This window comes from Nocardioides fonticola, from assembly GCF_039536805.1.
In the GTDB taxonomy this organism is placed as follows: Bacteria; Actinomycetota; Actinomycetes; order Propionibacteriales; family Nocardioidaceae; genus Nocardioides; species Nocardioides fonticola.
Map to the genome: position 1 here is coordinate 271,872 of NZ_BAAAZH010000010.1, position 26,496 is coordinate 298,367.

22 protein-coding genes and 1 other RNA gene are annotated in these 26,496 nt (G+C 73.2%); 9 read left to right on the forward strand and 14 right to left on the reverse strand.

The features are described 5' to 3' along the window. Positions 1-19: 19 nt before the first annotated feature. Positions 20-586, reverse strand: coding sequence for a helix-turn-helix transcriptional regulator (locus ABD671_RS06555; RefSeq protein WP_344732469.1), 567 nt, complete (start codon positions 584-586; stop codon positions 20-22). Positions 587-990: 404 nt separating this feature from the next. Here ABD671_RS06555 and ABD671_RS06560 point away from each other — a divergent pair, with 404 nt between their 5' ends. The 6 genes from ABD671_RS06560 (at position 991) to ABD671_RS06585 (ending at position 9,151) form a co-directional block, all read left to right on the forward strand. After that, complete coding sequence (locus ABD671_RS06560; protein WP_344732470.1) at positions 991-1,917, forward strand: ABC transporter ATP-binding protein; 927 nt, start codon at positions 991-993, stop codon at positions 1,915-1,917. Continuing rightward, complete coding sequence (locus tag ABD671_RS06565) at positions 1,914-3,266, forward strand: ABC transporter permease (protein ID WP_344732471.1); 1,353 nt, start codon at positions 1,914-1,916, stop codon at positions 3,264-3,266. Before ABD671_RS06560 ends, ABD671_RS06565 begins: the two co-directional genes overlap by 4 nt. Before the next feature lie 6 nt (positions 3,267-3,272). Further along, positions 3,273-6,068 (forward strand): alkaline phosphatase family protein, encoded by a 2,796-nt coding sequence (locus ABD671_RS06570; RefSeq protein ID WP_344732472.1) that lies wholly within the window; start codon positions 3,273-3,275, stop codon positions 6,066-6,068. A gap of 45 nt (positions 6,069-6,113) precedes the next feature. Further along, the gene (locus ABD671_RS06575) at positions 6,114-6,488 is read left to right on the forward strand and encodes a hypothetical protein (protein WP_344732473.1); all 375 of its coding nucleotides are present in this window, start codon (positions 6,114-6,116) and stop codon (positions 6,486-6,488) included. A 520-nt stretch (positions 6,489-7,008) separates the two neighbouring features. Next, entirely contained in the window at positions 7,009-8,328 is a 1,320-nt protein-coding gene (locus ABD671_RS06580) for an HNH endonuclease signature motif containing protein (RefSeq protein ID WP_344732474.1), read from the forward strand. 523 nt (positions 8,329-8,851) lie between these two features. Continuing rightward, complete coding sequence (locus ABD671_RS06585; RefSeq protein ID WP_344732475.1) at positions 8,852-9,151, forward strand: hypothetical protein; 300 nt, start codon at positions 8,852-8,854, stop codon at positions 9,149-9,151. A 265-nt stretch (positions 9,152-9,416) separates the two neighbouring features. Here the strand turns inward: ABD671_RS06585 and ABD671_RS06590 are convergent, their stop codons facing one another. The 6 genes from ABD671_RS06590 to map form a co-directional block, all read right to left on the reverse strand. Continuing rightward, positions 9,417-9,602 carry a hypothetical protein gene (locus ABD671_RS06590; protein ID WP_344732476.1) on the reverse strand — a complete coding sequence of 62 codons (186 nt, stop codon included), beginning with the start codon at positions 9,600-9,602 and terminating at the stop codon, positions 9,417-9,419. Between the two features lie 222 nt (positions 9,603-9,824). Continuing rightward, an RNA gene (rnpB, locus tag ABD671_RS06595) (RNase P RNA component class A) lies at positions 9,825-10,204 on the reverse strand. Positions 10,205-10,248: 44 nt separating this feature from the next. Next, positions 10,249-11,046 (reverse strand): transglutaminase family protein, encoded by a 798-nt coding sequence (locus tag ABD671_RS06600; protein WP_344732477.1) that lies wholly within the window; start codon positions 11,044-11,046, stop codon positions 10,249-10,251. After that, on the reverse strand, positions 11,046-11,978 hold the full coding sequence (locus ABD671_RS06605; RefSeq protein WP_344732478.1) for an alpha-E domain-containing protein: 933 nt from the start codon (positions 11,976-11,978) through the stop codon (positions 11,046-11,048). Before ABD671_RS06605 ends, ABD671_RS06600 begins: the two co-directional genes overlap by 1 nt. Beyond that, entirely contained in the window at positions 11,978-13,498 is a 1,521-nt protein-coding gene (locus ABD671_RS06610; RefSeq protein ID WP_344732479.1) for a circularly permuted type 2 ATP-grasp protein, read from the reverse strand. Before ABD671_RS06610 ends, ABD671_RS06605 begins: the two co-directional genes overlap by 1 nt. 132 nt (positions 13,499-13,630) lie before the next feature. Beyond that, positions 13,631-14,506 carry a type I methionyl aminopeptidase gene (gene map, locus ABD671_RS06615; protein WP_344732480.1) on the reverse strand — a complete coding sequence of 292 codons (876 nt, stop codon included), beginning with the start codon at positions 14,504-14,506 and terminating at the stop codon, positions 13,631-13,633. A gap of 26 nt (positions 14,507-14,532) precedes the next feature. On the opposite strand from map, the gene ABD671_RS06620 reads away from it, so the two are divergent. Both ABD671_RS06620 and ABD671_RS06625 read left to right on the forward strand, forming a co-directional pair. Next, positions 14,533-14,736 (forward strand): hypothetical protein, encoded by a 204-nt coding sequence (locus ABD671_RS06620; protein WP_344732481.1) that lies wholly within the window; start codon positions 14,533-14,535, stop codon positions 14,734-14,736. Then, complete coding sequence (locus ABD671_RS06625; RefSeq protein WP_344732482.1) at positions 14,733-15,035, forward strand: hypothetical protein; 303 nt, start codon at positions 14,733-14,735, stop codon at positions 15,033-15,035. The genes ABD671_RS06620 and ABD671_RS06625 overlap by 4 nt, the downstream gene beginning before the upstream one ends. Here the strand turns inward: ABD671_RS06625 and ABD671_RS06630 are convergent, their stop codons facing one another. The 7 genes from ABD671_RS06630 to ABD671_RS06660 form a co-directional block, all read right to left on the reverse strand. Continuing rightward, the gene (locus tag ABD671_RS06630) at positions 15,036-16,250 is read right to left on the reverse strand and encodes a PQQ-dependent sugar dehydrogenase (protein ID WP_344732483.1); all 1,215 of its coding nucleotides are present in this window, start codon (positions 16,248-16,250) and stop codon (positions 15,036-15,038) included. 29 nt (positions 16,251-16,279) lie between these two features. Continuing rightward, positions 16,280-16,888, reverse strand: a complete 609-nt coding sequence (locus ABD671_RS06635; RefSeq protein WP_344732484.1) for a response regulator — start codon at positions 16,886-16,888, stop codon at positions 16,280-16,282. Beyond that, positions 16,885-18,024, reverse strand: a complete 1,140-nt coding sequence (locus tag ABD671_RS06640) for a sensor histidine kinase (protein WP_344732485.1) — start codon at positions 18,022-18,024, stop codon at positions 16,885-16,887. The genes ABD671_RS06635 and ABD671_RS06640 overlap by 4 nt, the downstream gene beginning before the upstream one ends. A 17-nt stretch (positions 18,025-18,041) precedes the next feature. Continuing rightward, positions 18,042-18,815 carry an ABC transporter permease gene (locus ABD671_RS06645; protein WP_344732486.1) on the reverse strand — a complete coding sequence of 258 codons (774 nt, stop codon included), beginning with the start codon at positions 18,813-18,815 and terminating at the stop codon, positions 18,042-18,044. Next, positions 18,812-19,750 (reverse strand): ABC transporter ATP-binding protein, encoded by a 939-nt coding sequence (locus ABD671_RS06650; protein ID WP_344732487.1) that lies wholly within the window; start codon positions 19,748-19,750, stop codon positions 18,812-18,814. The genes ABD671_RS06645 and ABD671_RS06650 overlap by 4 nt, the downstream gene beginning before the upstream one ends. 364 nt (positions 19,751-20,114) lie before the next feature. Next, positions 20,115-20,981, reverse strand: a complete 867-nt coding sequence (panB, locus tag ABD671_RS06655) for a 3-methyl-2-oxobutanoate hydroxymethyltransferase (protein WP_344732488.1) — start codon at positions 20,979-20,981, stop codon at positions 20,115-20,117. A 64-nt stretch (positions 20,982-21,045) separates the two neighbouring features. Further along, on the reverse strand, positions 21,046-22,368 hold the full coding sequence (locus ABD671_RS06660; protein ID WP_344732489.1) for a lipopolysaccharide biosynthesis protein: 1,323 nt from the start codon (positions 22,366-22,368) through the stop codon (positions 21,046-21,048). A 49-nt stretch (positions 22,369-22,417) separates the two neighbouring features. Between ABD671_RS06660 and ABD671_RS06665 the strand changes: the two genes are divergently transcribed. Next, positions 22,418-26,494, forward strand: a complete 4,077-nt coding sequence (locus tag ABD671_RS06665) for an alpha-(1->3)-arabinofuranosyltransferase domain-containing protein (protein ID WP_344732491.1) — start codon at positions 22,418-22,420, stop codon at positions 26,492-26,494. The last annotated feature ends 2 nt before the right edge of the window (positions 26,495-26,496 follow it).

Consider the following 26,496-nt stretch of genomic DNA (forward strand, 5'->3'; position numbering starts at 1 on the left):
GATCCGCCTGGTATCCGGCCTACTCACCTCCGATCAGGCCGTGCTGGAGGCACCAGCTGACGGCCTGGGAGCGTCGGTTGACGCCGATCTTGCGGTACCCGGAGCGGATGTAGGTCTTGACCGAGTTGATGCTCAGGCCGAGCCGCTCGCCGATCTCGATGTTGGTCAGGCCCTGTCCGACGAGGGCGAGCACCTGGCTCTCGCGCGGGGAGAGCTTCGGGCCGGCGAGGTGCGGGGTGTGCTCCTCCTCGCTGCGCCGCCGTTGGCGCACGAGCTCCTCGAGACGGGCCACGAGCTGGGTGACCGGCACGTGCTTGCCGATGAAGGGGTGGTGGGCCTGGCGGTCGTCCCAGCTGTAGGCGACCTGGACGCAGTGGGGGAGCGTCTGGAGCTCGCGCAGCCGGAGCCGTTGGCTGGTCGAGAGCCGGGCGGGTTCGTAGAGGACGACGTCCGGATCGCTCGGGCGCTCGAGCAGCCGGACCCGGGCCTCGAAGGGTTGCAGCAGGAGGCGCAGTCCTGCGTGCGTGACCGGGTAGTCGTCGAGCAGTTGGGCGATGAGCGGACGGCGGAGGCCGTGGGGAGTCAACGAAGGTCCTGGGGCAGACGCTCCCGGGTGCCGGCTTCTTCAGCGTGGAGCAGGCGCACACGCGCCGAGGCCGACGCTACCCCACATCGGGTGGGAGCGGCCGAGCGCCCCTCGGGCGGACAGCGGTGCGGCTCCGCCGAATCATGGGGTACTCGACGGAGCCGCACGTGCACTGTGCTCCCCGCCACGGGAAGCAGTGTCGCCTCACCCAGGCCCCCCGGCCGTTCAGGCGACGTGCTCTCCAAGTCAAGCGTCTTCGGCGGCTTCGTACAACGTCCCGGGCTCTTTACTCAGGCAGTGGTCTAGTCGGGTCGGACCGCTGCTGTTCGTCGCGCGTTCATCGCAGGGTCCCGCCGGTGTCGCGCCCGCTGCCTAGCGTCGCGGACCTCGGGAGGTGGGCCAGGGTGGGCGACGCGGTACGGGTGCGCGCGGTGCGCATGGTCTTCGACGATGTGCTCGCCCTCGATGCCGTCGACCTCGACGTCGCAGGAGGACGCGTGCACGGCGTCCTCGGCCCGAACGGTGCCGGGAAGACCACGCTGCTGGGCCTGCTGCTGGGGCTGCTCGCACCGCGCTCGGGCTCGGTGGAGGTGCTCGGCGTGCCGGTCGTACGGGGTGCTGTGCTGCCCGCGGGCGTCGCCGGCTTCCTCGACGCGCCCGGTCTCTACCCCGGCCTGACGGCCCGGGCGAACCTCATGGCCGTCGCCCGGCTCGCCGGCGCGGGCGGCGCCGCCGGCAGCCGCGTCGCCGATGCGTTGAGCCGCGTCGGGCTCGCCGAGGTAGCCGACGATCGGGTGCGCGGGTTCTCCCTCGGGATGCGGCAGCGACTCGGGCTGGCGGGCGCCCTGGTCACCGAGCCGCGCCTGGTGATCCTCGACGAACCGGCGAACGGCCTCGACCCGCAGGGACGCCGCCTGGTGCAGGCCGTGCTGGAGGACCTCGCGGCCGACGGCGCCGCGGTCGTGGTCTCGAGCCACCGCATGGACGACCTGGCCGACTGGTGCGACGAGGCGACCGTGCTCGCGGCCGGTCGCGCGGTGTTCAGCGGCCCGCTGGCGAAGCTGGCCGCCGAGTGCGGACCGCTCGAGCACCGTGTCGTCGTCGCCGAACCGCAGCGCGCACGGGCGATCGCGGAGACGCTGCCCGGCCTCACTGTCCTGCCCTCGCCGCGCACCGCCCCCGACACCGTCGTCGTGCGGGGCGAGACGGCTGCGATCGAGGAGTTCGCGGCCGCCGTCGTCGGGGCCGGCGCCGGACTGCGCTCGCTCGCCCCGGTCGTCTCGCCGTTGGAGGCGGCCTTCGTGCGGCTGACCGGTGGGGAGGAGGCGTGAGCGCCGTCCTGGATCGGCGGGTCGAGGCGGCTGCGGGGCCGGCGTCCTGGCGGGCCGTGCTCGGGCTCGAGATCGCGAAGACGGCGGCGCAAGGGCGGATCCAGGCGCTGGTCGCGCTGTGCGCGGTCGTGCCCGGCGTCGTCGTGGTCGGCCTCAGCCTCCAGAGCACCCTGCCCACCGACACCGTCTTCGGGCGCTGGATCCCCGCCTCGGGGTGGGCGGGCGCGCTGGTGGTGCTGGCCTTCTGCGGCACCTGGATGCTTCCGCTGCTCACCGCCGTCGTCGCCGGCGACGCCTTCGCCCAGGAGGACCGGCTCGGCACCTGGCGGCACCTGCTGCTCGCCGTGCGCTCGCGACGGCGCATCTTCGGGGCGAAGGTGGCCATCGCGGCGGCCACGCTCCTGATGCTCGTCGTGCTGATCGCGGTCTCCTCGGTCGTGGGCGGCCTGCTGAGCGTCGGCCCGCACCCGCTCGTCGGTCTCGACGGCACCGTGCTGACCTCGCATGCGGTGGCGGTCCGCGTGCTGGCGGCCTGGGTCTCGGTGCTCCCGGCGACGGCCGCCTTCGCCGCGATCGGCGTGCTCGGGGCGGTCCTCGCCGGACGCTCGCCGCTGGGGCTGCTCGCGCCCGTGGTCGTCGGTCTCGGCCTCCAGCTGCTGCAGCTCGCGCCGCTGCCGGCCGTCGTCCGGCTGGCGCTGCCGAGCGCCGGGTTCCTCGCGTGGCGGGGGCTCTTCACCGCGCCGGCGCAGACCGCCGTCCCGATCGCCGGGGCTCTGGTCGCCACGATCTGGACCGTCGTCCTGCTGGCGATCGCGCGCCACTGCTTCGTCCGCACCGAGACGGTGCTCGGCGAACCGGTCGGTGCCGCCCGGGCCGGCCTGGTGGCGGCCGCCGTCGCTGCTCTCGTCGGCGGCGGCGCCGGCGTCCTCGCGGCGACCACGCCCGCTGCCGGCAGCGGCATCCATCGAGCCCCGCTCGAGGCGTCCCTCGCCGAGTCCTTCGCCCACCTCTACCGGCGGCAGAGCGCCGAACTCGGCCGCCCGGACGTCGCGGAGGCCGACCTGCGCGCCCGCGCCTCCTGCGACCGGGGCGGCCCGCGCGGGGTCGACGACGGTCCGGGGCACGACTGGCGCTGCGTCGTGCGCTGGCGGCTGCCGGGCGTCGCGACCATCGGCCGGGCGATCTACCAGCTCGACGTGGCACCCGACGGGCGCTACGTCGCCGACGGCGACGGACCCACCGACGTCAACGGCTACTTCCTCGTGCGCACCGATCTCGGGGACGCACCCAATCCGCTGTGGCAGGTCGACGGCCTCGTCGACCTGCTGGCAGCGCCGACGAAGGGATAGCGATCGATGCCAGGCCCACAGCAGGTCGTCCGCCAGCGGGTACGCGGGCAGGGGAGGAGCGCCGCCCGGCGGCTCGGCGTCGTGGCCGGGGTCCTCGTGCTCGCCGGCGGCGGCGTCGCCTACGGCACCACCGCCGGCTTCGGCTCCCAGCACGTCGGCACCACCTACCCCGGTGGCCTCCAGATCTCCTCCAACCAGACCCTCGCCCCCATCGGCGACCGGCTGGCGACGCCCTACGGCAAGTTCATGGGATCCGCCGTCAGCCCCGACGGCCGGTTCCTGGCGGCCACCAGCACCGACCGGTCGGTGACGCTCCAGATCATCGACCTCGCCAGCTACCAGCTGGTCTGGCGCGTCGGCACCGCGACCGGCGTCGACGAGAAGCTGGCCGACCGAACCGTCGGCCAGGAGGCGCCCACCTTCTCCCCGGACGGCACCCTCCTCTGGTTGCCGCAGGCCACCGGCCTGACCCGCTTCCCGGTGAATCCCGACGGCACGCTCGGCACCCCGACGTCGGTGCCCCTGCCGACGCTGGCCGGCGCGAAGGCGCTGCCGGGCAAGGCGGCCTACTCGGCCGACGGCTCCACGCTCTACGTGCCCCTCAACGGGCAGAACCGGGTGGTGGCGATCGATCCCGGCACCGGCACCGTCGAGCGCAGTTGGGACGTCGGCCTCGCGCCCCGCGAGATCGCCGTGGTCGGCACGCGCCTCTATGTCAGCGACGAGGGCGGGCGGCGCGCGACGCCGGGGGAGTCGACGCTCAACTCCTACGGCACCGAGGTCCCCGCCGACCCGTACCTCGGCACCTCCACCACCGGCGCGCTCAGCGTCATCGACACCAGCGACGCCAGCGCCGACCCGCGCGTCGGCACCATCGCCGTCGGGCTGCACCCGACCGCGCTGCTGCTCGAGGGCACGACGCTCTACGTGGCGAACACCGGGGGCGACACGGTCTCGGTCGTCGACACGCGGCGCGACGTCGTCGTCCAGACGATCGCGACGCAGCCGTGGCCGTCCTCGAAGGTCGGGTACGAGCCCACCGCGCTGGCGCTCGCCGGACAGCGGCTGCTGGTCACGCTGGGCCGGGCGAACGCCGTCGGCGTCTACCGCGTCGAGAAGGACCCTCGCGCACCCGCACGGGCGCTCGGGCTGCTGCCCACCGACTACTTCCCCTCCGACATCGCCACGGTCGGCGGCCAGGTAGTCGTCACCAACACGCGCGGCATCGACGCCCTCGGGCCCGCGGTCACTGTCGACAAGGGGGCCGGGACGACGCCCGCCACCGGGCACGGCACCCACAGCACCACCGGATCGATCACCCGGTTCACCCTCCCCGCCACCCGCGACCTCGGCACCTGGACGACCACCGTGTACCGGCAGAACGGCTGGGGGCTCAACGACGTCCCGCGGGCGGTCGGCCGCACCGCGAAGCCGGTGCCCGTGCCGGCACGGCTGGGCGACCCCTCCACCATCAAGCACGTCTTCCTGCTGGTGAAGGAGAACCGCACCTACGACCAGGTCTACGGCGACGACCCGCGTGGCGACGGCGACGCCTCGCTCGCGCAGTTCGGCGAGAAGGTCACCCCCAACCAGCACGCGCTGGCCCGGCAGTTCGGCCTCTACGACAACACCTACGACATCGGCACGAACTCCGCCGAGGGCCACAACTGGCTCATGCAGGGCGACGACCCGGCCTACACCGAGTCGAGCGCGGGGGAGTACGAACGCAGCTACGACACCGAGGACGACGTCCTCGGCCACCAGCGCAGCGGCTTCCTGTGGACCGCGGTGGAGTCGGCCGGCGGCAGCGTGCGCGACTTCGGGGAGTTCAACCAGTTCGAGACCAAGCCCGACGGCGCCACCTGGCAGCAGTACTACTGTGCCGCCCGCGCCGCCGACGACGGCGATCCGAGCGGCCTCCTCGACTCCGACATCCGTCAGAGCACGGCCTCGCCGATCCCGTCGCTGAACTCGGTCACCGTGCACGACTACCCGAAGTTCGACACCTCGATCCCCGACCTCTACCGGTACTGGATCTGGAAGCAGGACTTCGAGGCGCACGGACCGGCGTCCCTCAACATGCTGTGGCTCTCCAGCGACCACACCGGCGGCACCCCCGACCCGGAGGCGCAGGTCGCCGACGGCGATCTCGCGGTCGGCCGCATCGTCGATGAGATCTCGCACAGTCGCTGGTGGCGTGACTCGGCGATCTTCGTCGTCGAGGACGACAGCCAGGACGGCGTCGACCACGTCGACGGGCACCGCGCGCCGATCCAGGTCATCAGCCCGTGGGCCCAGCACGGCTCGGTGGTGAGCACGTACTACAGCCAGATCTCGATGGTGCGCACCGTCGAGCAGATCCTCGGCGCTCAGCCGCTCAACCAGAAGGTCGCGGCCGCCACCCCGATGGTCGACGCCTTCACCACCCAGCCGTCGTTCCTGCCCTTCGACGCGGTGCCGAACCAGGTGCCGCTCACCGAGGGGGTCGCGAAGGCGCCGTCCTGCGGGCTCGACACGCTCGGCCTGGAGGGTGCTGCCGCGAAGGCGCTGAACCGTGAGGTCGCCGCCCGCACCGCCGTCCCCGACGACATGAAAGCGATCGCGGCGGCCTGGGGACGCTGGCAGGCGCGGCAGCACTTCAGCGGCGCCTCCGCCGTCCCCGACCGCGCCCACCCGGAGCAGATGAACCGCTGGACCTGGTACCAGGCCCACCAGTGGCGCACCCCCTACCCGGGCGACGACCGCATCTACGCCCCCGACGAGGTGCCGGGCGGCTACCTGCCGGCGGGGGAGACCGAGTAGTCGCGGGCACTGGCGCGGACGGCGGCCGCGGAGGATCCTGACCCCATGGACACCGCGACCGCCGTCCGCCCGCGCAGCACGCCCGACCTGGTCGGTCACGTGCTCGCGACGCTCATCGCCTGCGGGGTGTTCGCGGTCAGCCTCGCAGCGACCAGCGTCGACTCCTGGCCGTGGTTCCTCCTCGTCGCGCCGACGACCTTCCTCTACGCCCTGCTGCCCGCCGCCCTCATCGGCGCCCTCGCGGCGGTGGCGATCGAGCTCGTGGCGCTCCGGACGCCGTCGGTGCTGCTCCAGGTGATCTTCGTCGCCGTCGTGGGCGCCGTCGGTGCTTTCGTGATGGTGCAGCAGGTCGATGTCGCCGTGCTGGTCGCGCTCGCCGGAGTCGTGGGGCGGCTCGGTGTGGGGGTCGTGCGGGGCTGAGGGGGTCGCTCTTCGGTGGTCGAGGTGCGAGGCGCCCCGGCGCCGAGCCGCGAGACCCGGTGGGATGACTGCTGACGGTGGGGACGCCGTCTTCGCTCGATGTCTGCTCCCGGCTTTCGGACGCTCTGCCTGAAAGGCGCCGGCTACGTGGGCGCCGGGTTGCTCTCGGTGTCCCGGTCGCTGTCGGCGTCGGGCGGAAAGGCGCTGGCTACGAGGGTGGGGGTTCTGGCTGCCGCTTGGGTGCGGGGGTCTCGCGGCTCGCTGGCGCTCGCACCTCGACCACCGAGCGAGCCCGCCGCCCGACCGGTGGTCGAGGTGCGAGGCGCCCCCGGCGCCGAGCCTCGAGACCCCGCAAGACGAACGCCGACAGCAGGCGATCTGCGGCTCCCGTCCGGTGGCTGAGGTGCCCGAGCCCCCAGGCGAGGGCCTCGAAGCCCAGCAAGCCGAAAGGCAGCCGCAACCACGCAGATTCAGTCGCTCGAAACCTTGTCGTCGAACATGTGTTCGATTAGACTGAGGCATGGCCTCCCCCACCCCACACCAGGAAGAACAGGACCCGCGTGACCCGCGGTCCCTCCTGGTCCTCGCGCGCGACGCGCGAGTGGTGGCCGAGGACGCCGAACGATCCGTCTTCATCGCCGCCGCCCGGTGGGCTCTCGCCCACCCGGTGGCTGATGAGTGGGACAGCGCTTGTGTTCCGGGCACCGAACGCACCCTCGCCATCGCCGGCGAAGGCGCTCCTCTGGTGGCGGAGTTCTGCATCGATGAGTTCGCTGCCGCGATCGGCCTGTCCACCGACGCGGGGCACTACTACATCGGCGACGCCCTCGAACTCGCTACCCGTCTGCCCCGGTGCTGGCGACGTGTGGAGGCCGGTGAGGTTCCGGTGTGGCGGGCACGCAAGATCGCCCAGGCCACCCGACTCCTCTCGCCCGAAGCCGTCGCCCTCGTCGACCAACGCCTGGCGTCCTTCGCGCACTCCATCGGTGGACGCGGGATCGAACAGACCGTCAAGGCAGCTGAAGCCGAAGCCGACCCCGAGCTCCTCAAGGCCAGGCGGGAAGCGGCCGACGACAAGCGACACGTCACCATCTACTCCCGGCACGTCGACTTCCACGGCAGGGTCGACATCGAAGGCGCCCTCGACCTCGCCGACGCCTTGGATCTCGAGGACGCCCTCGCCGCCATCGCCGCCCAGTTGAAAGACCTGGGTTGTGAGGAGTCGTTGGACGCCCGGCGGGCCATGGCACTCGGCGAACTCGCACGACGCGAAACACCCCTGAGCTTCCCCGCCGATGGCGAGGTGGAGCCGCCGGCGCGGTCCGAGCGGACCCTCCAGCTCTACGTCCACATCAGCCACGCACCCGGCCAGAACCCCTTCGGTACGGCCGCTCGTGTGGAGAACACCCGCACCGCGATCGACCTCGACACCCTGCGCAGTTGGTGCGCTGACCCCGATACTCAACTCGTCGTGCGGCCCGTGCTCGACCTGGCCGAACACCGGTCGAGTGAGTCCTACGAGATCCCCACACTCCTGCGGGAACAGGTGATCCTCCGCGACGTCACCTGCGTCTTCCCCCACTGCACCAGGCCAGCCAGATCAGCCGACCTCGACCACATCGTCCCGTGGGACGAAGGCGGCGGAACGAGCACCGACAATCTCGCCGCCCTCTGCCGACATCACCACCGTGTGAAGACCCACCACGGCTGGACCTACGAACCGCTCGAACCCGGAGCCGGCCCACCCGGCAGCTACCGCTGGACCAGTCCCCACGGTCAGCAGTACCTCCGCACCCCGACCGGCACCACCGCTGAACCAGCACTCACTACGACAGCCTGAACCCGACCCGGGTTCGGGCCTGTCGTGCTGCTTAGGCGGGGCCCTGAGGTGCGGACGGGCTGGTCTGTAGGTTGGGCACCAACCTCCCGTAAACGATGCGTTCGGACCGTTCATGACAGTTCCCCGCTGACCTGCGAGAACACTGCCGAAGCGCTCCGAGCATCCCTTCGCCGAGCACGGCCGCCAGGAGAAGAGCGGCGCCTGGGGTGTGCACCACCTGCAAGCGCGCCGCCGAGCAGCGCCGCCGCGCCCGGGCGCGCGGGCGGGCCTCGGTGGCATGAGGACCTGACCGCCTGGCGTCAACGCCACCTACGCAGGCTTCGGGCATGGGGGCCGCGTCAGGACCGATGGCGGCGAGCGGCGACTCTCCCTTTCCACCGCACAGACCCGACCAGCGCCAGGGGGTCCGCCCCCAGGGGGCGGGCGCCACGCCGAGCGGACCCACGGATTTGTCGGTGCCTCCTGCCAGCCTGAGAAGCGGATGCCCAACCGGGTATCCACCGCTCACGCCAAGGAGAGACCCATGCGCATCCCGCACAGCGTCCGTATCGCCGACCCCCGCGGGCTCGACCAGCTGCTCGTCAGCCTCCTCAACGAGCCGGAGCAGCACCTCAGCTCAGCGCTCCAGCCGACCGCACCGGAGAACCGAGTCCAGCTCAACCACGACGACCTCAAGCGGGCCACCCTCACCGGCGGCCCCCACATCTGGAACGACGCCGACGGCGCGCCCTGGGTGACCGTCGTCTACGAGGTCGTCCCGACCCCAGAGCCACTGAGTCCAGTCATGGCCGGGCGCCGGCCGAACCTCGAAGGGGCCTGGTGACCCGGCCATGCCCGCACCCCTCAACGCCTTGCACCGCGCTGCGGGCAGCCAGCCGCCCTGCAAGGCCTGCGGCGCACCGGTGATCCTGATCTCGACGCCGGCCCCGGCCGTGGGTGGGTTCCGTGCGATGGTGCCTGCTCGACGGTGCACCGACCCGGACTGTGACACCAACGTCCTGAGCGCCCGCGCGGGCGGTCACGACGTCTAGCAAGCATGAGGCGCCCCCAGCCACCGGGAAGGGCTGGGGGCGCCTCGGTCGGGTAACTCAGCCGAGCAGCCGCTCGGCGGCCAGGCGCCTTGCCTCGGCGACGACCTCGGGCACGTTCCCGCCGCCGAGGGCGATCTCCTCGAACAGCGTGGCCAGCACCTCGACTCGCAGGGAGCCGCTGCTCGGGCCCTTCACGGCGGCGGCGAGCACCTCCAGGGCGTCGGCGACGCGGAACGCCTCCACGCCCGGCCGTCGGGTGCTTGAAGGCGTGCTGAATCTCGGTCATCTGGTTCTTCCCTTCTCAGGATCGGCCTGACGTGAGGGCCGGCCCACGTACGTGCGTTTGGTCGCGGGACGCGTCCCGCCGCGATCGCTCAGCGGGACGCCGACGCATCACCGCTTGAGGACGCACTGAGGACAACGGAGGCGCTGATGGCGCTCCGCCGCAGGTCAGAAGGTGAGGTGCGGACGGGCTGGTCTGTAGGCCGGGTTCTGTCCCCGGGACCCTCACGGGTCTCCGGGGGGCGACCATCCATCTCGACCCACCGTTGCCGGTGGGTTCCAGCGGTCTACCCGCGTACTCGGGCGGGCCGCCCTCGAACGCACGCTGTTCGACCTTGCTCCAGGTGGGGTTTGCCGAGCCGGCCGGGTCACCCCGGTCGCTGGTGGGCTCTTACCCCACCGTTTCACCCTCACCGCCCCGCGAGCGGGACGGCAGTCTGTTCTCTGTGGCACTTTCCCGCGGGTCACCCCGGGTGGGCGTTACCCACCACCCTGCCCTGTGGAGCCCGGACCTTCCTCGGCGTCCCGATCACTCGGGACGACGCGGTCGCCCGACCAGCCCATCCGCGTGCGCAGCCTAGGGCCCGCAGGCAGCGGGAGCCAGTCCTCAGGCGAGCCGGACGATCTCGACCCCGACGGCGAGCGACTCCAGGGCGGCGCCGGCGAAGATGCCGCTGACCGGCTTGACGTCGAGGTAGTCGCGGCCGGTGGCCACCGAGACGTACCGGTCGCCCGGTTCGGAGTCGTTGGTGGGGTCGAAGGCGTGCCACCCGGCGTCCCACCACTGGAGCCAGGCGTGGGCGTGCGCGGTGGCCGGGACGCCGACGGCGGGCTCGGTGTCGGGGTGGAAGTAGCCGGAGACGTAGCGGGCCGGGATGCCGACCGAGCGCAGCGCCCCGATGGCGCGGTGGACGACGCGGCTCACCGGGATCGGGTCGGGGGCCTCGGCCTCGAGTTCGGCGTGCACGTGGCCGCAGATGGCGCGGGCGGCCTCGCCGGGGAGCGCGGCGGCGTCGGCGATCGAGCGGACGGCGGCCGCGAGCGCGTCGTCCGGGGCGACCTGCTCGGGCAGCACGAGGTACTCGGTCCAGCGGTCGGCGACGTCCCAGCCCTCGAGGTCCTCCCAGGTGAGCGTGGGCGGCCCGGCGGGGGAGCGGTTGGTCTGCACCGTCGAGGTGGCCACGATCGAGAGGGTCTCGTGCGGCTCGCTGATCTCGAAGGCGGTGACGAGCGAGCCGAAGTAGTCGCGGTACTCGTAGGTCCACGGCTTCGGGCTGATCTCGAGCCGGTTGTGCACGACGATCTGCTCGGGCGTGGTGAGCGGCGTGAGCCGGGCCTGCTGGTGGGCGGCCTGGGCGCGGCCGTCGAAGGTGAACGTGGTGGTGTGGGTGATCCGCAGCTGCATCAGTCTCCGACCGCCTCCCAGGTCAGGGCCTCCGACGCCGAGAAGTAGCGGCGGGTCACGGCCTCGGTGGCCTGGGCGCAGGTGCGCTGCAGGCGTTCCATCTCCACCGGCAGGTCTGAGAGGACGTCGGCGAGCGAGCGGTACTCCAGCTCGGCCCGCATCCGGCCCAGCAGCCGCTGCGCCTCGCTCTGGAACCCGGCGCGCTGGTTGGAGGCCTCCAGGTTCTCCACGCACTGCTCGGCGCGGTTGAGCGCGAAGACCACCGACCGCGGGAAGAGCCGGTCGAGCAGCAGGAACTCCGCGGCGCTGCGCTCGGTCTCCAGACCCCGGTAGGTGCGCAGGAACGCCTCGTAGGCGCCGCAGGCCCGCAGCGTCGAGGTCCACTGCGCCCCACCCTGGGAGGAGAGGGACGTCGTCGCCACCAGCCGCGAGGTCATGTCGACGCGTTCGATGCAGCGCCCCAGCATGAGGAAGTGCCACCCCTCGTCGCGGGTCATCGTCGCGTCGGCGGTGCCGTTGACCAGCGCGGCCCGGTCGCGCACCCACTGGAAGGCCGCCGGGGTGCGCATCGAGTGGAAGTGCCCGGACTGGATGGTGCGGTAGGTCGTGTTGATGGTCTCCCACATCGGCACCGACAGCGTCTCGCGGGCGCGCCGCGCGCTCTCGCGGGCGGCGGCCAGCGCGAAGGCGATCGAGGAGACCGACGTCGGGCTCCACGCCAGCTCGGAGAGCACCATCGAGAGGTCGACGTGGGTCTCCGGCTCGATCTCCAGGCCCATGATCGAGAGCAGCCCGCGGCAGGTGGGCTCCTCCTCGACCGTGGCGTCCTCCAGCAGCAGCTGGGTCTGGACGTCGAGGATGCGGGCGGTGTCCTCGGCCCGCTCGATGTAGCGGCCGATCCAGAAGAGCGACTCGGCGATCCGGCTCAGCATCAGTCGTCCTCCCCGTCCGTGGCCGACGGCGCGCTCGGCGTCTGCAGCTGCTGCTGTTGCTGCTGCTCCTGCTCGACGAGGGTCTGGGTCGGGCCGGCCAGCACCCAGGTGTCCTTGGAGCCGCCGCCGCGCGAGGAGTTCACGATCAGCTCGCCCTTGGCGAGCGCCACCCGGGTCAGGCCGCCCGGCAGCACCCACACCCGCTGCCCGTCGTTGACGGCGAAGGGCCGCAGGTCGACGTGGCGCGGTCCGAGCTCGCCGTCCACGAAGGTCGGCACCGTGGAGAGCTGGACGACGGGCTGGGCGATCCAGGAGCGGGGGTCCTCGATCACCTTGCCGCGCAGCTCGTCGAGCTCGGCGCGGGTGGCGCGCGGGCCGATGACGATGCCCTTGCCGCCCGAGCCGTCGACCGGCTTGAGCACGAGCTCGTCGAGCCGGTCGAGCACCTCCTCGCGCGCCTCGGCGTCGCCGCAGCGCCAGGTGTCGACGTTGCGGATGATCGGCTCCTCGCCCAGGTAGTAACGGATGAGGTCGGGCAGGTAGGTGTAGACGAGCTTGTCGTCGGCCACCCCGTTGCCCACGGCGTTGGCGATCGTGACGTTGCCGGCGCGGGCGGCGTCGATGAGGCCCGGGGCGCCGAGCAGCGAGTCGGGGCGGAAGTGCACCGGGTCGAGGAACTCGTCGTCGACGCGACGGTAGATCACGTGCACCGGCTCCAGGCCCTTGGTGGTGCGCATCATCACCCGGCCGCGGCTGCACTCGAGGTCGCGGCCCTCGACGAGCTCGACGCCCATCGTGCGCGCCAGCAGCGCGTGCTCGAAGTAGGCGCCGTTGTAGACGCCCGGGGTGAGGACGACGACCGTCGGGTCGGCCACGCCGGCCGGCGCGGCCGCGCGGAGCGCGTGCAGCAGCCGCTGGGGGTAGCCGCCGACCGGGCGGATGCGGTGCTCGGCGAAGGTCTCGGCCAGCGCGGCCGAGATGGCGCGCCGATTGGTCATCACGTACGACACGCCCGAGGGCACCCGCACGTTGTCCTCGAGCACCCGGAACTCGCCCTCGTTGTCACGCACCAGGTCGATGCCCGAGACGTGCACGCGCACGCCGTTGGGGGGCCGGACGCCGGCGGACTGCCGGTGGTAATGGGAGGAGGTGGTGATGACGCGGCGCGGGATGACGCCGTCGTCGAAGACCTGACCGGCGTCGTAGACGTCGGCGAGGAACGCCTCCAGCGTGCGCACCCGCTGCTGGACGCCGGCCTCGATGCGCGACCACGTCTCGGCCTCGATCACCCGGGGGAGGATGTCGAGGGGGAAGGCCCGCTCCTCGCCGCCGATGTCGAAGGTGACGCCCTGGTCGAGGTAGTTGGCCTGGAGCGTCTCCACCCGGCTCATCAGCTCCGGCGTCGTCAGCTCGCGCAGGGAGTGGCGCAGCAGCTCGTACGGCGCTCGCAGGCTCTCCCCGTCGAACATCTCGTCGTAGGCGGGCCCGTCGGCGACGTAGCCCTCGAACATGCCGCTCATGCCGAGCCTCCGTGCCTGCCCCAGCCCCTCGTCATGGGGCGACAGTACAAAGATCCGTGTCACACGCGAGGTCACCCGAAGGGTCGCATGTGACGGCTGTGTAAACACTTCCCGCCGGGGCCGACGGGCCGATCACGGGATGGTCAGCACCTCGGCGCCGTCGGCCGTCACCAGCAGGGTGTGCTCGAACTGGGCGCTACGGCGACCGTCGCGGGTGACGACGGTCCACCCGTCGTCCCACATCTCCCACTCGTGGGTGCCGAGGTTGAGCATCGGCTCGATGGTGAAGGTCATGCCGGGGCTGATGACGTCGTGGCCGTAAGGGTCGTCGGCGCCGAGCGCCTCGACGTCGTAGTGCGGCACCACGAGACCGGAGTGGAACGAGGTGCCGATGCCGTGGCCGGTGAACTCGCGGACGACGCCGTAGCCGAACCGGTTGGCGTAGGACTCGATGACCCGGCCGATCACGCTGATGCGGCGTCCGGGCTTCACGGCCTTGATCGCCCGGTCGAGCGCCTCGCGGGTGCGCTCGACGAGCAGCCGGGTCTCCTCGTCGACGTCGCCGGCGAGGAAGGTCGCGTTGGTGTCGCCGTGCACGCCGTCGAGGTAGGCGGTGATGTCGATGTTGACGATGTCGCCGTCCTCGACCACCCGGCTGTCGGGGATGCCGTGGCAGACCACCTCGTTGACGCTCGAGCACAGCGACTTCGGGAACCCGCGGTAGCCGAGGGTCGAGGGGTAGGCGCCGTGGTCGCAGAGGAACTCGTGGCCGATGCGGTCGAGTTCGTCGGTGGTGATGCCGGGCGCGACGTGGCGTCCGACCTCCTCACGCGCCTGCGCGGCTAGCCGACATGCGGCACGCATCCGCTCGATGGTCTCGGCGTCCTTGATCTCGCTGCCGGTGAACGGCGTCGGCGCCGGCTTGTCGACGTACTCCGGCCGCGGGATCGAGGCCGGGACGGCGCGTCGGGGCGAGATCGTGCCGGGTCGGATCGCTGCGCTGCTCACGAGGCCCGAGTGTAGGTTTCGATCTCATGAGCGAAGGTGGCCGCCCCGACCAGTACTGGTTCTGCCTCAAGCACCATCGCGTGGAGACCATCGAGAACCTCTGCCCGGGCAAGCACCGGCTCGGCCCCTACGATTCCGAGGACGCCGCCGCCCACGCGCTGGAGAAGGTCGCCGAGCGCAACGAGGCGTGGGAATCCCAGGACCGCGACCCCGAGGACGACGCCGGGTGAGCGACCCCGTCGAGCGTCCCCGCTACGGACCGACGGCGCCGCCCGCGAAGGCCTCGCCGTGGCCGTTCGTCGGGCTCGCGCTGCTCGCCGCTGGCGGCTTCCTCGTGCTCGCCAGCTCCCAGCTGCCGCCCTGGTGGGGCAACCTGCTGCTGGTGGCGATCTGGGTGGCCGCCGTCGCCCGCGCCCTCAGCTGGTGGACGCCGCACCCGCGTCGCGTGCTGTGGGTCGCGGTCGCCGAACTGGTCGCGTGGTTCGCGATCGTCGTCCTCGGTGCCGCCCTCGGCGGCTGGCAGGCTTGATCAGGCGGGACGCACCCGCAGGATGGCGTCCTCGCCGTTGCCGTTGTCGGTGGCCACCAGCAGGTCGCCGTTCGCCAGCTGCCAGGTGGTGCGGATGCGGCCGTACTGGCGCAGCACGTCGGGGGTGCGCACCTTCTGGAGCTTGCCGCGCTTGTCGAAGCTGAGGAACAGCACCCGCTCGGACTTCTGCACCGCGACCGTCAGAGCACCGTCGTAGGCGCCCCACTCCGACCCGTTCACGAACGACCCGCCGGAGGTGGCCAGGGTCGGATTCCCCGATCGCCAGCGGGCGCCGATCTGCTTGCCGGGTAGGGAGAAATCGGTCATCGGCACCTGCTCGTTGTAGCCGGGCACTGGGTTCCAGCCGTAGTCGCCGCCCTTGCGCAGCTTGTTGACCTCGTCGTCGCGGAAGCTGCCCTGCTCGATCGACCACAGGCTGCCGTCGGCGCGCTGGGCCAGGCCCTGCACGTTCCGGTGGCCGTAGGTGGTGATGTAGCGGGTGCGCTTGTACTGCGAGCGGATGAAGGGGTTCGAGGGCCACGGCTTGCCGGTCTCGGGGTCGAGCCGCAGCGTCTTGCCCCCGAGCGACCGCTTGTTCTCGGGGTTGGTGCCGATCGCGGCGTCGCCGGTGCCGACCAGCATCGAGCCGTCGCGCAGGATCAGCAGCCGGCAGCCGCCGTGCCGTCCGCTGCTGGCCGGGAAGCCGCCGAGCACGGTGCGGATGCGGGTAGCGCTGGTCAGCGCGTCGTCGAGGCGCCAGGCGACGACGCGGACGTCGTGCCCGCCGCCGGAGGTCGTGGCGCCCTGGCAGGTGTAGACGCGCCGGTTCGTGGCGAAGTCGGGGTCGACCTCGAGCCCCATCAGGCCGGTCTCGCCGGAGACCCAGACGGAGCTGGAGGGGAAGTCGAGGGTGCGCGCGGTGCCGTCCTTCCAGACGCTGAGCGACGCACGGTCGCGCTGGGTGTAGATCAGCTCGCCGGTCGGCAGCTGGCGCACGTCCCAGGGCTTGTCGAGCCCGGTGATCAGCCTCGTGACCCGCAGCGCGGGCACGCGGCGGGCGGCCGGGGTCGTCGTCGAGGCGGCTGCGGGCGTGTCGCTCGCGGCGGCGGAGGACGACGTGCCCGTGCGGGGCGCGGCGTCCGGCGCGTCGGGGGAGGCGCAGGCGAGGAGCGGCAGGAGCAGGACCGGCAGCACGGCGGAGGCGATCGGGCGCATGGTGACGACGCTACGCGGCGTGCGCCGGATCACAACCACCCGTTGCGTTCGGCCACGATCGCGGCCTCGGCCCGGTTGGCGGCCCCGGTCTTGCCGATGGCGGCCGAGAGGTGGTTGCGCACGGTGCCGGGGGAGAGGAACAGCCGTCGGGCGATGTCGGCGACCGAGGCGCCGTCGCGTGCGGCCAGCAGCACCTCGGTCTCCCGGGGGCTCAACGGCGACTCGCCGCTGACCAGGCTGTGGGTGGCGAGCGCCGGGTCGACGACCCGCAGTCCCGCATGCACCCGGCGGACGGCGTCGGCGAGTTGGGCGGCCGGGGTGTCCTTGACGACGAAGCCCGAGGCGCCGGCCTTGAGCGCGCGGCGCAGGAAGCCCGGCCGGCCGAAGGTCGTCACGATGAGCACGCGGCAGCTCGGCACGGCGTCGAGCAGTGCCGCGGTGGCCGTGATGCCGTCCATGCCGGGCATCTCGACGTCGAGCAGTGCGACGTCGGGCCGGTGCTCCAGCGCGGCGGGGACGACGGCGTCCCCCGAACCGACCTCGGCCACGACCTCCAGGTCGCTCTCGAGGTCGAGCAGCGCGGCGAGCGCACCGCGCACGAGCGCCTGGTCGTCGGCGAGCAGCAGTCGGATCGTCACGAGCGCTGCACCTCCAGGGCGAAGCCGGGCTCGAGGGCGCGGGTCACCACGGTCGCCCCGACGGCGGCGGCCCGCTCCCGCAACCCGGCCAGCCCGGAGCCGGCGTCGGCGGCCGGCTCCGGCCCGGCGCCGTCGTCGCTGACGCGCACCCGATCGGCGTCCAGGTCGATACGGCACCGGCGCGCCCCGGAGTGCCGGATCACGTTGGTGACGCCCTCGCGCACCGTCCACGCGAACAGCTCGCGCAGGTCGCTGGGCACCTCGTCGGTGGAGTTCGGCAGCTCGGCGTCGATCTGGGCGGCCTCCAACGCCATCCGCGCCCGGGCCAGCTCGCCGGGCAGGGAGAGGTCGCGGTAGCCGGCGACGGCCCGCCGCACGTCGGCCAGCGCATCGCGGCTGAGGCGCTCGAGGTCGGCGACCTCGCGCCGGGCCCGTTCGCGTGCCTCGGGGGAGTCCTGTTCCAGCAACCGGCCGGCCAGTTCGGCCTTCACGGTGATGACGGTCAGCGAGTGCCCGAGGATGTCGTGGAGGTCGCGGGCGAAGCGGGTGCGTTCGTGCTCGACCGCGAGCCGCGCGTTCTCCTGCTCGGCGGCGACGAGGGCGAGGTTGCGCGACATCACGGCCCGCATCCCGAACATCGCGGCGGCCGCGGCGACGACGCCGAACGCGAGGCTGGCCTGGCTGCCCCAGTCCTCCACCGCCCCCAGGGCGAGCACCGCGACCGTCACGACCCCCACGATCGGGAGCGACACCCGCGCCGGGACGGCGATGACGGTCGCCACCGCGATGTAGACGACCGAGGCCATCCCGGACTCGCCGAGCGTGGCGACCATCGTCGTGCCCAGACCCAGCAGCGCCACGAGGTAGGGCACGCTGAAGGACGCCGGCGGGTGGCGCACGAGGCGGGTGCGGTCGGAGCGGATGCGCATCCACAGCGTCATGTACACGGCTGCGAACGCCACCGTCGCGACACCGCCGACGACCCCCGCGACCTGGTCGCGGTGCTGCCAGGCGTGGTGGATCGGGTCGCCGAGGTAGAAGAGCCAGATCGTCGCGAACAGCGGGCCGATCCGGCCGGCGGCGCCGCGCTCGGCGGCGGCCGCCTGCGCCGTGGCGCGGGCCGGATCGGTCTCCATGTCGGGGAGGGTAGCCATCACACGCGCGCGGTGTCGCCGCTCATCCGCCACGCCGCGCCGGCCGTGAACAGCCCGAGCCAGGCCAGGGCGTTGACCACCGCGTACCAGGGCAGCTCGTGGGTCAGCGGGGCGCGCACGACCTCCGCGACGCCGTACATCGGCGTCCAGTAGGCGATGTCGCGCACCCAGCCCGCGAACTGGTCGAGGGGGTAGAACAGCCCCCCGAGGAAGGACAGCAGCGCGAGGCCGGGGCCGAGCACCTGCATGGCGTTCTCGCCCGGGACGACGAAGCCGACGAACACGCCGAGGGCGGCGAAGGTCAGCGTGCCGAGCAGGCACATCGCCGCGCAGCCGACCCACACGTCGGCCGGCATGTCGGCCTTGCCGACCAGGATCCCGACCACGTTCACCACGCCGATCGCGATGCCCCCCAGCGTGAGGGCGGTGAGCGTCTTGACGATCACGTAGGCCACCGGGTGCAGCGGGGTCAGTCGCAGCTGCCGCGACCAGCCCAGCGAGCGTTCGAGCGCGACGGCCGACCCGCAGGCCGCGGCCGTGAGCGCGGCGCCGTACATCGCCATCGACACCAGGATGTAGGCCGCGACGTTGCCCGAGCCGGCGTCGTCCTGCCAGCCGTCCTGGCCGCCGAAGATGAGCAGCAACGCGGCGGGCAGCAGGAGGGCGAGGATCACCGTGCGGCGGTTGCGCAGCATCCGGCGGATCTCGATGCTCAGCAGGGTCGTGTTGAAGCCGCCCAGCGGCGGGACGCGTCGTTCGGTCAGCGTGGTCATCGGTCCTGCTCCTTGCCGGTGAGGGTGAGGAACGCGTCCTCGAGGTTGTGGGCGGTGATCTCCAGGTCATGGGCGGCCGTGCGGGTCAGGAGGTGCCGGGCGACGGCGTCGCTGTCGCGGGCATGCAGGTGCACCTGGTCGCCGCGCACGTCGACCCCGTCGACGCCGTCGAGGGCCGCGAGCTCGGCGATGACCTGCGGGTCGGCGCCGGGAAGCGTGGCGCGGACGACGCGACCGCTGGCCAGCGCCCGGATCTGCGGGCCGGTGCCGTCGGCGACGATGCGGCCCCCGCTGATGAGCACGATCCGGTCGGCGTACTGGTCGGCCTCCTCCAGGTAATGGGTCGCGAACAGCACCGTGCGCCCGTCGGCGGCGTCGCGGCGGATCGCCGACCAGAAGCTGCGGCGTCCCTCGACGTCCATGCCGGTGGTGGGCTCGTCGAGCAGCAGCAGCGCGGGGTCGGAGAGCAGCGCCATGGCGAAGCGCAGTCGCTGCTGCTCACCCCCCGAGCAGGATGCGACCCGGCGTCCGGCGAGGTCGGCGATGCCGGCCTCCTCCAGCACCGCCTCGACCGGGCGGGAGTCGGCGAAGAGGCTCGCCATGTAGGCGACGGTCTCGCGGACGGTCAGGTCCTTGAGCAGGCCTCCGGTCTGCATGACCGCGGCGACCAGGCCGCGGGCGACCGCCTCGCGGGGCGGCATCCCGAAGACCTCCACCTCGCCGGTGGTGGGGCGGGAGAGGCCGAGGATCATGTCGATCGTCGTGGTCTTGCCGGCGCCGTTGGGGCCGAGGAAGGCCACCACCTCGCCGGGCTGGAGGTCCAGGTCGAGGCCCCGCACGGCCTCGACGTCGCCGAAGCGGCGGGTGACACCGCGCAGTCGGACCGCCGAGGCGGTCGCGGCCCGGGTGTCGCGGGAGCGGGTCGTGGTCGTCATGACCTCAGCCTGGCCGCGGTCGCGGCCGGAGGCGTCCACCGAGCGTCACGATCGACCCGTGACGAATGTCAGGGGGGCGCCGTCACCGATGCCGAGCAGCTGTTACCGAACCGTGGGCGGAGTGCTCACGCGTGGTGGACGGTGCGTGGTCGAGGCGCTCGTAATGTTCTGGTTGTCGGGTCCAGCGGGGCCCGGCAACCAGACCCGGGATGGCAGGTCGGAGAAGGCGGCGGGGGGCCGCGCGCTCCGGAAGAAGGCGGTTGGGGGACCGCGCGCTTCCAGTACCTGCCAGTTCTCGGGCCCTGACGAACGGGGCCCGGACGGTGCACGTGGGGGGAGCATCGTCCGGGCCCTATCGGCATTTCTAGAAGGTGTGCTCCGGGCCGGGGAACTCCCCGCTGGCGACCTCGGCGGCGTAGGTGCGCGCCGCCTCGAGCAGGATCGAGCGCACGTCGGCGTACTGCTTGACGAACCGCGGCATCCGCCCGGTGCGCAGCCCGAAGGCGTCCTGCCACACCAGCACCTGGCCGTCGCAGCGGTTGCCCGCCCCGATGCCGATGGTCGGGATGTCGAGCGCCGCGGTGACCTCGGCGGCGACGTCGCCGGGCACCATCTCCATCACGATCGCGAACGCTCCGGCCTCCTGCATGGCCTTCGCCTCGGCGACCACCTGGGACGCCGCTTCGCCACGCCCCTGCACGCGGTACCCGCCGAGGGTGTGCTCGGACTGCGGGGTGAAGCCGATGTGGGCCATCACCGGGATGCCGCCGTCCACGAGCTTGCGCACCTGCGGGGTCATCGGCAGCCCGCCCTCGAGCTTGACGGCGTGCGCGCCGGCCTCCTTCATGAACCGCACCGCGGTCAGGTAGGCCTGCTCGGGGCTGGCCTGGTAGCTGCCGAAGGGCAGGTCGGCCACGACGAGGGCGCGCCTGGCGCTGCGGGTGACCGCGCGGGTCAGCGGGATCAGCTCGTCGACGGTCACCGGCAGCGAGGTCTCGTTGCCGTAGACGTTGTTCGAGGCGCTGTCGCCGACGAGCAGCACCTCGATGCCGGCCTCGTCGAAGATCTGCGCGGTGTACTGGTCGTAGGCGGTGAGCATCGAGAACCGCTCGCCGCGCTGCTTGGCCTCGCGCAGGTGGTGGGTGCGGATGCGCCGGGGACCGGTGCCTGCCGTGGCCGCCGGGGCCGGGCTGCCGCCGCCGTAGGGCGAGGGCTGTTCCTGGTCACTCATCGTCGAGTTCCCTTCTCAGGTGACGTCTCGCAGCTCCCTGATGGAGTCCACGGACCGGCTCAGACTAGGCGGGCGGCACCGGGGCGGGGGACGGCGTCGGCGTGTGCGCCTCGTCACGCATCCGGTAGAGGCTCAGGGCGAGCAGCACCACCACGAGCGCGCCGTCGACGGCGCTGACGGTGACGACGAGGGCCGGCAGGCTCGAGGCCAGCAGACCGCAGCCCACGAGGACGGCGACGGCCACCCAGATGAGGTAGACCGAGCGGGTGCCCTGCCGGGCCAGCACCGAGTAGACGACGAGCTGGAGGATGGCCAGCATCGTGCCGAGCACGGCGAACAGCCACAGCCGCGACTGCACGTCGGCGTACTCGTCGCCGCCGACGAAGACCAGCGCGATCGAGCTGAGCAGCCAGGCGCCCAGGGTGCAGGCCGCACCCATCGCGGCGACGAGCCCCGTGCTGCGCAGCAGCGCACGACGCCGGTCGGCAGCGTTCGACATCGCCGGGAACGCCACCACCACCACGAACTGGGGCAGGAACAGCACGGCCTTGGTGAGGATGAGGCCGCCGGCGTAGAGGCCGGCGTCGTGGGAGTCGAGCACGTGGCGGGCCACGACGATGTCGACGTTGGAGAGCCCGAAGAAGGCGAGCAGGGCGGCCGAGCTGGCGACCACCTCGCGACCCACCGCGCGGGCCCCGTGCGCGTCGGCGCCGGGCGCCGGACGCTCGTCGCGGGCGTGCCGCAGCACCCAGCCGCCGATCGCCACCGGCACGAACAGCGCCACCAGGACGCCGATCATCGCGCTGGTCTCGGTGGGGGAGATGAGGATGCACAGGCTGCCGAACACCAGCCGCGGGACGCCGACGGCGAGGTAGACCGCAGCGAGGGGGAACCACCGCCGTTCGCCCTGGAGGATGCCGGCCTGGCCGCCCATGAGGGTCAGCGGCACCGCGGCGACGGCCATGAGCAGCGCCGGGACGATGCTGTCGAGCACGAGCACCTTCCACACCACCGGCGAGAGCACGAGCATGAGCGCGCCCAGGCCCCACGCGCAGCGCCGGGTGGTGCGGACGACGACCTCGGCGATCACCGCGACGTTGTCGGGGTCGGCCGAGATGCGGCGGGCCGCGGTGGCCTGGAGGCCGAGCTGGAGCACCGCCACGACCATGAGCAGCGCCATCATCGAGGCGATGGCGCCGTAGTCGGCCGGGCCGAGCACGCGGGCGGCGACCATCTGGAAGCCGTAGGTGCCGACGTTGGTGACGGCCATCGCGACCGCGATGCCCGCGCTGCCGCGCAGCAGGTCGCGCCAGCCGGTTCGTGCGCCCGACCCGCCGTCGTCCGATGAGTCCTGCTGGGCGTCCGGCGTCTCCGTCGGGGTCGTCACGTCGGCGAGCGTAGTTCAGGAGGTGTCCCGGGCCTACAGTGGCCGGGCCATGGACGCGCCCGCCTCGACCCGCCGCGACACGGCGGTGCGCTGGGCGCTCTACGTGGCCTTCGCGGCGGTCATGCTCACCGAGCAGTACGGCCGCACCACCAACGACACCCGCCTGGAGCTCACCGAGGCCCCGGGGTCGTTCCTCCGCGGCGCTCTGAGCCTGTGGGACCCGCAGGTCTCGCTGGGGCAGATCCAGAACCAGGCCTACGGCTACCTCTTCCCGCAGGGGCCGTTCTTCTGGCTGGGGCACCTCGCGGGGCTGCCCGGGTGGCTGGTCGAGCGGTCGTGGTCGGTGCTGCTGGTGATCGCCGCCTGCGAGGGCGCACGGCGGGTCGCGCGGGCGGTCGACGTCGTCCCGGCCGCGGCGACGGTGGCCGGTCTCGTCTACGCCCTGACCCCGCGGATGGTCGCGGAGGTGGGGGTGCGCAGCGCCGAGATCCTGCCCGCGGTGGCGCTGCCCTGGGCGCTGCTGCCGCTGCTGCATCTGCTGCGCGGTCGCCAGCGCCCCTGGGTGGCCGCGGTGCTCTCCGCGGCCGCGTTCGCCTGCGGGGGCGGTGTCAACGGCACCGCCACGGCGGCCCCCGCCGGCCTCCTGGCCGTCTGGATCGGCTGGGCGTGGTGGCAGCGGCGGGTGACCTGGCGCTTCGTCGGTCTGTGGACCGCGCTCATCGTGGCGGTCGACCTGTGGTGGCTGGCCTCCCTCGTGCGGCTGGGCGCCTCCAGCCCGCCCTTCTACGACTACGTCGAGGACGCGCGGACGACGACCGACACCGCTGGCGCGTCGGCCGCGCTGCGCGGGGCGAGCAACTGGGTGAACTACCTGACCTCCGGCGGCGCGCGCTGGTGGCCGGCCGGGTACGAGGTCTCCTTCTCGCCGTGGGTCGTGGCCGCCACCGCCGTGATCGCCGCCGCCGGGGTGGTCGGGCTGGCGCGGCACCGCGGCCCGTTCCGGGTGCCGTGGCTGCTCGGGCTGCTGCTCGGGTTCGCGTTCGTGACGATCGCCCACGTCGGCACCGCCACCTCGCCGGCGGCATCCGCGCTGCGCGACCTCCTGGACGGCGTCCTCGCGCCGTTGCGCAACGTGCCGAAGGCCGACCCGATCATGCGGCTGCCGTTGGCGATCGGTGCGGGCCTGCTCGCCCAGGAGGCGCTCGCCGTCGTCCGGCCCGCCCGCAGGTGGCGGGAGGCGCTGCGCCCGGCCGTCGGCGTGGCGGTCGTCGGCGCGCTGGTGGTCGGCCTGCTGGGGGCGGCTTGGCCGCTGCTGAGCGGACGCACCCGCACGCCCGGCTGGGAGGAGTTCCCCACCGCCTGGCAGCAGGCATCGGAGTTCCTCGACGAGGGCACCCGCGAGGGCGACGACGGCGCGGTGTGGGTGGTGCCCGGCTCCGGGTTCGCGATCCAGACCTGGGGCTGGACGATGGAGGAGCCGCTCCAGGTGCTCGGCGACACCCCGTGGCTGACCCGCTCGCAGGTGCCGTTGACGCCGCCGGCGACGATCCGGCTGCTCTCGGCACTGGAGACCTACCTCGAGACCGGCACCGGCTCGCCCGCCCTCGCCGCGACGCTGCGCCGCATCGGCGTCGACCGCGTGCTCCTGCGCCACGACCTCGACCAGGCGCCCGCGCAGGGCATCGACCCCGACCTCGTCGCCCGCGCCCTCGCGCGCTCGCCCGGCATCACCCGGGTCGCGACCTTCGGCCAGGCCGACCTGGGCCCGGCGATCGAGATCTTCACCGTGCGCGGCGGCTCGGACGGCGTCCGCGCGCGGCCGCTGGACGCCGTGCGCACCATCGCCTCCTCCGTCGAGGACGTCGTGGCGGCGCTCGGCGCCGGCCTGCTCGGGGACGACGAGCCCGCCGTCGTGCCGGGTGGCCCGGGCGTGCAGGCGGGGCCGGCGCAGATCCTCGGCGACGGCTTCCGCGATCGGGAGCGCGACTTCGGCCGCGTGCACGACGCGGAGTCGAACGTGCGCGCCGCGGACGAGCCGAACCACAGCGGCCGGATCGTCACCGACTACCCCGGACCCGACGGTGCGCGACCGGTCACCGCCCGTTACAGCGGCATCGCCTCGGTCGACGCGACGACCTCGAACGGCTGGCCCGGCATCCTCGGCGCGATCCGCCCCGAGACCGCGCCCTGGTCGGCCCTCGACGGCGACCCGGGCAGCTACTGGCTCTCCGCGCCCTTCACCGACGCGGTCGACCAGGGGATCGCGGTGCGGTTCGCCGATGCGCGGTCGCTCCGCACGGTCACGATCGACCAGCCGGTGGCCGTCGTCGGCCAGCAGATCGTGGGCAGCTGGCGGGTCGCGATCACCACGGTGCCGGGGGAGGACGCCGTCCGGCCGCAGGTGGTGGACGCCGACCCGGTCACCGGCCGCGCGCGCCTCCGGCTCCCGGCCGATGTGCGGGCCACGGCGGTGCGGGTCAGCGCCGTCGACGTGCCCGAGCCCGATGGCCAGATCGGCATCAGCGAGCTCGGGTTCGACCCCGATCCGGCGCCGTCCCGCACGCTGGTCGTGCCGACCCCTGCGAGCGGCCTCGCGCCCGCGGCGTCCCTGCTGTTCGGCGCGGTGCCCGAGACCCGTGCCTGCGACCCGACGCTCCTCGGCCCCGACTGCGACCCCGCGCGCGCCCGGCCGAGCGAGGAGTCCACCGGCATCGACCGCACGGTCACCCTCGACGCCGCCGCCACGTACCGGCTGCGAGGCGCGGTCGTGGCCCGCTCGCGCCCGGGCACCGCCGAGCTGCTCCAGCCCGCACGCGGCGCGGGTCCGAGCATCACCGCCAGCTCCTGGCTGGGCGACGACCCCGGGGTCTCGGCCCGGGCGACCACCGACGGCGACCCGCGCACCTCCTGGATCGCCGATCCGCGCGACCCCGCCCCCACCCTCACCGTCGACCTCGGCGCGCGTCGCACCCTGCGCGGCATCAGCGTCGCAGCGCCCACGGGCTCGGCCGTGCGACCCACGAGCGTGGTGATCGCGGCGGGCGGCGAACAGCGCACCGTCGACCTGCGCGGGCTCGCCGGACTCGGCGGGGAGCCCCGCACGATCGCGTTCGCGCCGCTGGCGGCCCGTCGCGTCACCCTCACCTTCGCCGCCGACGGTCGGCCGGGCCTCCCGCTCGGCCTCTCGACGCTGCGCCTGCGCGGCGCCGACCTCACCGTGCCGATCGACGGCGCGGCACCCACGGGCGCCGGCTGCGGCTTCGGTCCGCCGCTGCGCGTCGACGGCGTCGTCCATCCCACGCGGGTCATCGGCCCGCTCGGCGCCGTGCTCGGCGATGCGTCCCTGGAGGTGCGCTCGTGCGACGGGCCGCTGCGGCTGGCGGCCGGCACCCACCGCATCGCGCTCGCCTCGACCGAGCAGTTCCAGCCCACCTCGCTGCGGCTGCTCGGCGCCGACGCGCCCGCGACCGCCGACGCCGACCGCGCCGTCACCGTCACCGATCGCACCCGCACGAGCATCGACCTCGAGGTGGCCGGCGGCGCGGCGGCCCTGCTCTCGCTGCCGCAGAGCTACAACCGCGGCTGGCGCGCTGTGCTCGTCGACGACGCCGGACGCCGCACCGACCTCGCCGCCCTCCAGCTCGACGGCTGGGCCCAGGGCTTCGAGCTGCCGGCCGGTGCCGGTGGCCGTGTCGAGCTGACCTTCGCACCCCAGCGCGGCTACGCGATCGGTCTGGTCGGCGGTCTCGGTCTGCTCGGCGTCGTCCTGCTGCTCGCGCTGGTGCTGCTCGCGACCCGGCGTCCGGGGCCTGCGGTGCCGATGGTCAGCACGCGCCCTGCCGGTCGGGCTACGCGGTGGGTAGCGATCCTGGCCGGGTTGCTCGTCTCCGGTCCCTTCGCCGCCCTCGCCGCGGCCGTGGCCGTCGCGGTGTCGCCTCGCGGACGCCGTCCGCGGGCCGTCGCCGGCCTGGTCGGCGGCCTCCTCCTGGTGGCGGGGGTGATCGCGCTCGTGGTCGACGTCGTCCGCGCACCGCAGTACCCGGGCGATCTCGCCGATCAGGCCACCGCCTGCGGCGTGTGGCTGCTCGCCGTCCTCGCCCTCGCCTCCCCGCCGGAGCCGGAGTGAGG

Excerpts from the sequence above, each read along its gene's own strand:
- ABD671_RS06570 (WP_344732472.1), top strand. The coding sequence starts at position 3,273 with ATGCCAGGCCCACAGCAGGTCGTCCGCCAGCGGGTACGCGGGCAGGGG.
- ABD671_RS06605 (WP_344732478.1), bottom strand. The coding sequence starts at position 11,978 with ATGCTGAGCCGGATCGCCGAGTCGCTCTTCTGGATCGGCCGCTACATC.
- ABD671_RS06585 (WP_344732475.1), top strand. The coding sequence starts at position 8,852 with ATGCGCATCCCGCACAGCGTCCGTATCGCCGACCCCCGCGGGCTCGAC.
- ABD671_RS06600 (WP_344732477.1), bottom strand. The coding sequence starts at position 11,046 with ATGCAGCTGCGGATCACCCACACCACCACGTTCACCTTCGACGGCCGC.
- panB (WP_344732488.1), bottom strand. The coding sequence starts at position 20,981 with ATGAGTGACCAGGAACAGCCCTCGCCCTACGGCGGCGGCAGCCCGGCC.
- ABD671_RS06640 (WP_344732485.1), bottom strand. The coding sequence starts at position 18,024 with ATGGAGACCGATCCGGCCCGCGCCACGGCGCAGGCGGCCGCCGCCGAG.
- ABD671_RS06575 (WP_344732473.1), top strand. The coding sequence starts at position 6,114 with ATGGACACCGCGACCGCCGTCCGCCCGCGCAGCACGCCCGACCTGGTC.
- ABD671_RS06665 (WP_344732491.1), top strand. The coding sequence starts at position 22,418 with ATGGACGCGCCCGCCTCGACCCGCCGCGACACGGCGGTGCGCTGGGCG.
- ABD671_RS06645 (WP_344732486.1), bottom strand. The coding sequence starts at position 18,815 with ATGACCACGCTGACCGAACGACGCGTCCCGCCGCTGGGCGGCTTCAAC.
- ABD671_RS06650 (WP_344732487.1), bottom strand. The coding sequence starts at position 19,750 with ATGACGACCACGACCCGCTCCCGCGACACCCGGGCCGCGACCGCCTCG.
- ABD671_RS06580 (WP_344732474.1), top strand. The coding sequence starts at position 7,009 with ATGGCCTCCCCCACCCCACACCAGGAAGAACAGGACCCGCGTGACCCG.
- ABD671_RS06610 (WP_344732479.1), bottom strand. The coding sequence starts at position 13,498 with ATGAGCGGCATGTTCGAGGGCTACGTCGCCGACGGGCCCGCCTACGAC.
- ABD671_RS06630 (WP_344732483.1), bottom strand. The coding sequence starts at position 16,250 with ATGCGCCCGATCGCCTCCGCCGTGCTGCCGGTCCTGCTCCTGCCGCTC.
- ABD671_RS06620 (WP_344732481.1), top strand. The coding sequence starts at position 14,533 with ATGAGCGAAGGTGGCCGCCCCGACCAGTACTGGTTCTGCCTCAAGCAC.